Below are 5,891 nucleotides of genomic sequence, written 5' to 3' on the forward strand. Positions count from 1 at the left end.
CTCCTCACCGCCCTCGCCGGCCCCGATCCGGGCGCATCCTGGCAGCGCACCCACCAGAACACCGAACGCACCCTCGCGGCCCTGGACCCGGCCACCGTCGTGGACACCCCCCTGGGCGCCAGGACCGTGGACGAGGTCCTCACCGTCGCCGTCATCGAGCCCCTCGTCCACGCCTGGGATCTGGCCACCACCATCGGGCAGACCGTCCAGCTCGATCCCGACACGGTGACCGCGACGCTCCCCGCCGTCGAAGCACTCGGTGGCCAGCTCGCCGCGACCGGCATGTATGCCGCCGCCCAGCCCGCGCCCGCCGACAGCCCACCCCAGGACAGGCTCCTGGCCGCACTCGGACGCCGCTGGACCCCGAGGAACTGACATCAGCAGTATCACGTGGGGACTGATCACACGGGCTCGTGCGCCAAGTCGTCAACCCGCCGTCAGGCCTGCTCGCCGGAGACCGTCCGCTGGGGGCGTACGCCGTCCGGCCGGTAGATCCTGGCCGGTGGCCCGGGGGGATCGGTGCCGAGGGTGTTCCCGCAGCGGGTGGAGATCCATGTCCGGATGCCGCCGGGACGCGGCGCCGGCCGCCAGCTTTCCAGGTCGTAGGTCTCGCCGGTGGCGAAGCCCTTCCCGCCGTTCAGCGCCGGTAGCTGCGCGAAGTTCTGATGGCACGCCAGCTGGTCACGCAGACTGTCGGCAACCTCGCCGCGCAGGCCCGTCACACACCCCTGCACGGCCTGCCAGATCTCGGCGGCAACCTGGCCGGGGTCCCCGGCGCGCCGCCCCTCGGGGGTGGGCCGCACCTGGATGCGAAACCGGCCGTCCGCCCACTGCTGCACGACGATCTCCTCGACGTAGCGGCTCGGGCCGCAGTAGGGCGTGCTGGCACCGGCGGCCCGCGGGCTGTGTGTCGCCTCGGGGCTGTGTGCCGCCTCGGGGCTGGGGCTCGGGCTGTGCGCGGGAGTCGGGCCGCCCGGGGTGTCCGGGCCGCAGGCGACGGCGAGCAGCCCCACCGCCGGCACGCCCAGCAGAACCCGCACGAGGAGCGCGCACAGGCGCGCCCCCACGATCCCGGGCACGGTGCTCCCTGCGGTCCCCGCCATGTGCGTTCCCCCGGATCCGGTGCGGGTGGGTTCCGCCGGTTATCGCCGCGTCAACCCACCGCACCGGGCGGCCGTGAGGCGACCTCGGGGACGGGCGTCAGCGGTGCAACGTACGGCGGCGGCCCACCGCCCGCCACACCAGCAGCACGACGATACCCCCGATGATCGAGCCGACGATGCCGGACGGTTGCAGCGCGCCCTCGCTGAGATCACGGTTGAACAGGACGTAGCCGAGGAAACCGCCGACGAACGAGCCGACGATGCCGAGCAGGATCGTCGCAGGGATACTCATCGGATCGGGTCCGGGCACGAGCAGGCGCGCGACCGCGCCGGCAACGAGACCAAGCAGCATCCAACTGACGAGGGTCCAGACCATGGAAGACCTCCGACCAATAATGATCATCGATGGCCGACCTATGATCATGACCGACCGATGATCGAGGAGTAGGACGTCCGCCGTATACCCGACCGACCCGGTTCGTCAAACAACATCCAACAACATCCGAAACGTCGTCCTGCGGACAGCCTGCCCGTTGAGATGACTGTCGAGATGCCCGTCGAGCGCCCTCCCGGACCGGGCCGGCCGCCACCGCATCATCGGCCCGGCCGTGGCCCGATCACCGGACGGGGCTGCGAACGGGGCGGCGGCCGGTCGTAACATGTGGACCAGACCGACCGTGCGTCGGATCCCGTCCGAAGGATGGTTCCCGTGGGTGACATCGGCGCTCCCGAACTGATCATCATCATCCTGGTCGTCGTCGTCCTGTTCGGCTCGAAGCGGCTGCCCGACGCCGCCCGTTCCCTGGGCCGCTCCCTGCGGATCTTCAAGTCCGAGATCAAGGGCCTGCACGACGACGAGGCGCCGGCCCCTACCGCGACCGTTGCCGCGGCGCCCACCCAGGTCACCGGCCCCGCGCCCGCCGCACCCCACACTCGGCCGTCGGCCGTCGGCCGTCGGCCGAGCCGGCCACGCCGGCCACGGGTGGATCCGGGAACCGGTCCGCCGAGGCCCGCTGAGCGTTTCCCGCGGCGAGGCCGGGCGAGTCGCGGCGGACTAGGGTGGATCTCGATGCCCCAGGATGCCCGGACGCCCCGGCGGTGAACGACGAGACCACCAGGCCGATCGCCGGCCCCCGTGCGTTACCGGCCGGCTCCGCCGGCGCGGCACAGCCGCCGGTGCCGGTCCTGGCGCCGGGCACCGATGGACAGCTCACCGCCGATCTGCTTGCTCGGGTAGGGGACTACGCCCGCGCCGCGCGTTCCACGGCGACCTGGCGGGCCTACGACAGTGACCTGCGTCAGTTCCGGGCCTGGTGTGAACGTCAGACGGTGCCGCTGTGCCCGCTGCCGGCGACCCCGGCGACGGTCGCGGGTTACCTCGCCACGCTCGCCGACGCCGGGTACAAGCCCTCGACGATCCGCCGCCGGCTCGCCGCGATCTCCGTCTCCCACCAGCTCGGTCGCCATCCCAACCCGGCGAGCGCACCGGAGGTCTGCGCCGTCTGGGACGGTATCCGCCGCACCCGCGGGGTCCGCCCGAACCGCAAGGCCGCGCTGGACACCTCCCTGCTGGCCCGGGTCGTCGCCGGGCTGCGCGACGACGACCTCGCCGACGTCCGCGACCGGGCCCTGCTGCTGATCGGATTCGCCGGCTGCCTGCGCCGCTCCGAACTCGTCGGCCTCGACGTCGCCGACCTGCTCGAGACCCCCGACGGAGTCGTCCTGACGATCCGGGCGTCGAAGACCGACCAGGAGGCCGCCGGTGCCCTGGTCGGCGTCGCCTACGGCTCCTACCGGCCGACCTGCCCGGTGCGGGCCTGGCGGGCCTGGGTGGACGCCGCCGCGCTGACCGACGGGCCGGCGTTCCGCGCGGTCAACCGGCACGGGCAGGTCGCGCCGGGGCGGCTCTACCCGGGCTCGGTGGCCCGAATCGTGCAGCGCCGGGTGGCCGCCGCCGGACTCGACCCGGCCGACTTCGCCGGGCATTCGCTGCGCTCCGGGTTCGCCACCGCCGCCGCCCGCGCCGGTGTCGCCGACCGGTCGATCATGCGCCAGGGCCGGTGGCGCTCCTCAGCGTCGCTCGACGGCTACGTCCGCGCCGGACGGCTGTTCGACCGCGACAACCCCTCCGGCCACGTCGGGCTGTGAACCCGACCGGCCTGGACCGAACCCGACCGGCCTGGGATCCGGCGTGGACGGGACCGCGCACGCGGCGTCCCCGGCATGCAGGTGCGGGTCGGGCCGGTGCGCGAGGTGGCCTTCGCCCCGGACAGCCGACTGCTGGCCACCGCCGGCGAAGCGGTGCGCGTTCAGGCGTCGCCGAGATCCTGTCCAAGGGGGAGATGGCGGTAGACGGTGGTCCGTCCGCGTCGGGTGAGCGCGGCCACCAGGTCGATCGGCACTCCGCCGGCGCGGGCGGCGCGGCGGCCTCCCACATTCTTTCCTCCGCCTCGCAGGCAGCGTCGACCGAGGCGGACAGGGCGGCCATGAGCTCATGGTGAGCCTGCGTCCACGGCGGGCGGGGCATCCACCCACCTTATGGGCGTACCAGATTGACATGCAAACACGTGGAAGATTAGCGTCTCAGATAGGTATGCGAACTGGGAATGTGATGCGTCTGTCGCGGCATTGCCGCATTCTGGCCCTACCCGAGCATCCGAAGGGACCTCATGATGGCCAGATACACCTGCACGTACTGCGGTATCACCTCGGACCGGGTCGCCACCAAGGCCGAGGCGTCCCATCTGCTCGCCACCCACATGCAGGTCCGCCACGGCGGGCTGGGCCGCGGCCCCCAACCGGCCGCCATCCCGCGGACCGGTTCACGTCGCGTCCGGCGCCGCTGACAGTCCCGCACCGCCCTTCGTCCCGCTCGCCCCCGGATCCGGATCCGGGGCCGGGGCACCGGCGGCGGCCGGTAGTGCTCAGGCGGCCGGCGACGGAGCGGCCAGTCCGATCAGCCGGTGCACACGCAACGGGACGGGCCTGCCCTGCACGACGAGGGGATCCGCCTCGCTCGCGGTGACGCTGTCCCGGACGAGATGATAAGTGGTGCCGCCGATGAAGATCTCGCCGGCGGGCGCGGCGTGTTCCAACCGGGAGGCGACGTTCACCGGGTCGCCACTGACGCCACCGGCACTCACGCCGCCACCGGCGACGGTGACCTCGCCGGTGTTGATCCCGATCCGCACGCGCAGCCTCAGGTCCCGGTTGTGGTGCCGTTCGGTGTTGAGCGCCTCCGTCGCGGCCCGAATCTCAAGGGCGGCGTGGACGGCGCGCTGCGCGCCGTCCACGTGCGGCTCGGGAACGCCGAACACCGCGAACGCGGCGTCCCCGATGAATCTCTCGACCGAGCCGCCATGCGTGGAGACGATGGTGCGCACGAGGGTGAACGCCCGCCGCAGGACCTCCTGCAGCGATTCCGGGTCGATTCCTCTGCCGATGTCGGTGGTCCCGGTGATGCCCACGAACATGCTCGTGGCGGTGATGCAGGCGTCCCGTTCCGGGTCCTGCCGGATGTCGCCGGTATCCTCGCGTGCCATGGTCCCATCCTGACGCGCCATCCCGCCGGTGAAGACGTGATTTCCGCGCCGTGACCCGACCGGGGGATCGGACCCGGCGCCGGCGACGACTGGTCCGCCGGTCAGCGGCGGCGTGGGGAACGAGGCGACCGAGGGGAACGCGGCGACCGCCGCGGCCGGGCCGCGCTGGGCGACGACGAGGGGATCGGCACCGTCCCGGGCCCGGGGCCCGAGCCCGCCACGGGGTGCGTTCTGGGGTCCGGCCGCGTCGGGTCCGCCGTGCGCGTCCAGTGCACGGGACGGGTCAGAGCCGGGGGCAGCGCCGTGGTGGCGTCCCCGCGGGCGGCGTCGAGCTGGGCCTGAACGACGTGGCGCCGTGCAGGTCGGTGTCGCGCAGGTCAGCGCCGCGCAGATCCGCGCCGATCAGGAGGGTTCCCTGCAGCGCCGCGCCGCGCAGGTCCGCCCCGGCGAGGTTCGCGCCGAGCAGGTCGGCGCCGCGGGGGCGCCGCCGGGGACGCCTGTTCCCGGCACCGCCCGGCAGCTCGGCGCGGACCAGGTCGCTGGCCTGCAGCAACAGCAGATGGACCGCCTGACGCAGCGCGGGGACGTCCACGGCGAGCAGCGTGTCGGCGTCGGCGCAGGTCAGCAGCATGGTGCGGGCGCGGGCGTCATGCAGCTCGGCGTGCAGCGGGGCGGCTCAGCGCCTCGCTCAGATACCACAGCAGCTCGTGCAGCGTCCGCATGACCGCGAAGACATCGAACATCTGCCGGGCACTGTCCGGGGCCGCCCGCCAGTCCCGCCCGCCGTAGGTGACCTGGCAGACCTGCTGCCCGGCGCCGAAGCAGTCATACACGGCGCAGCCGCGGAACCCCCGCGGCCGCAGCTGCTCGTGGACGGCACAGCGGAAGCCCGCGTTCAGGTTGGGGCAGGCCGTGCCGGCGGGTTTGTCAATCGCGAAGTCCACCGAGGCGGAGAACGCCGGTGCCACGCAGCACAGCGCGAAACAGCGCCCGCAGTCGGCACGCAGCCGGCCGCGGGCGTCCCCGGTGATTCCCGCGGCGGGATCGAGATCGTCGGGCAAGGTGTGTGCCCTTCTGAACGTCGACGGGAGACATCATTCTGACAGACGCGACCGCGGAGGATGACGTCGCCACCCCCGTGTCCACCGGCCTCGGGCTGGCCGGGATACCAGTTCGCCCGCGATCCTCGCCCACGACCAGTGCCGGTTCAACGAGCACAGGGCGTCTGGTCAGCACCCAGTGGTCA

General features: G+C 73.0%; 10 protein-coding genes. 4 read left to right on the plus strand and 6 right to left on the minus strand.

Translation table 11 applies throughout. The features are described 5' to 3' along the window. A partial coding sequence (locus AC08OX_RS13980) for a DinB family protein (protein ID WP_476608226.1) occupies positions 1-375 on the plus strand: 375 nt, incomplete at its 5' end. A gap of 62 nt (positions 376-437) precedes the next feature. Here AC08OX_RS13980 and AC08OX_RS13985 read toward each other — a convergent pair. Then, positions 438-1,103, minus strand: a complete 666-nt coding sequence (locus AC08OX_RS13985) for a DUF2599 domain-containing protein (protein ID WP_476608227.1) — start codon at positions 1,101-1,103, stop codon at positions 438-440. Positions 1,104-1,200: 97 nt separating this feature from the next. Beyond that, positions 1,201-1,479, minus strand: a complete 279-nt coding sequence (locus AC08OX_RS13990; RefSeq protein WP_011436721.1) for a GlsB/YeaQ/YmgE family stress response membrane protein — start codon at positions 1,477-1,479, stop codon at positions 1,201-1,203. Positions 1,480-1,803: 324 nt separating this feature from the next. Between AC08OX_RS13990 and tatA the strand changes: the two genes are divergently transcribed. Both tatA and AC08OX_RS14000 read left to right on the plus strand, forming a co-directional pair. Continuing rightward, positions 1,804-2,205 carry a Sec-independent protein translocase subunit TatA gene (tatA, locus tag AC08OX_RS13995; RefSeq protein WP_476608228.1) on the plus strand — a complete coding sequence of 134 codons (402 nt, stop codon included), beginning with the start codon at positions 1,804-1,806 and terminating at the stop codon, positions 2,203-2,205. Continuing rightward, positions 2,202-3,251, plus strand: a complete 1,050-nt coding sequence (locus tag AC08OX_RS14000) for a site-specific integrase (protein WP_476608229.1) — start codon at positions 2,202-2,204, stop codon at positions 3,249-3,251. The genes tatA and AC08OX_RS14000 overlap by 4 nt, the downstream gene beginning before the upstream one ends. A gap of 161 nt (positions 3,252-3,412) precedes the next feature. On the opposite strand, the gene AC08OX_RS14005 is transcribed toward AC08OX_RS14000, so the two are convergent. Beyond that, the gene (locus tag AC08OX_RS14005; RefSeq protein ID WP_476608230.1) at positions 3,413-3,538 is read right to left on the minus strand and encodes a hypothetical protein; all 126 of its coding nucleotides are present in this window, start codon (positions 3,536-3,538) and stop codon (positions 3,413-3,415) included. A 234-nt stretch (positions 3,539-3,772) separates the two neighbouring features. On the opposite strand from AC08OX_RS14005, the gene AC08OX_RS14010 reads away from it, so the two are divergent. After that, the gene (locus AC08OX_RS14010; protein ID WP_023841343.1) at positions 3,773-3,949 is read left to right on the plus strand and encodes a hypothetical protein; all 177 of its coding nucleotides are present in this window, start codon (positions 3,773-3,775) and stop codon (positions 3,947-3,949) included. A gap of 78 nt (positions 3,950-4,027) precedes the next feature. Here AC08OX_RS14010 and AC08OX_RS14015 read toward each other — a convergent pair whose 3' ends face one another. From AC08OX_RS14015 to AC08OX_RS14025, 3 genes are all read right to left on the minus strand, one after another. After that, complete coding sequence (locus tag AC08OX_RS14015) at positions 4,028-4,645, minus strand: adenylate/guanylate cyclase domain-containing protein (RefSeq protein WP_476608231.1); 618 nt, start codon at positions 4,643-4,645, stop codon at positions 4,028-4,030. A 283-nt stretch (positions 4,646-4,928) separates the two neighbouring features. Then, a complete protein-coding gene (locus AC08OX_RS14020) occupies positions 4,929-5,276 on the minus strand; it encodes a pentapeptide repeat-containing protein (protein WP_476608232.1) in 348 nt (115 codons plus the stop codon). A gap of 16 nt (positions 5,277-5,292) precedes the next feature. Then, entirely contained in the window at positions 5,293-5,706 is a 414-nt protein-coding gene (locus AC08OX_RS14025) for a hypothetical protein (RefSeq protein ID WP_476608233.1), read from the minus strand. Between the last annotated feature and the right edge of the window lie 185 nt (positions 5,707-5,891).

It is taken from the genome of Frankia sp. CoBUL1, assembly GCF_978021245.1.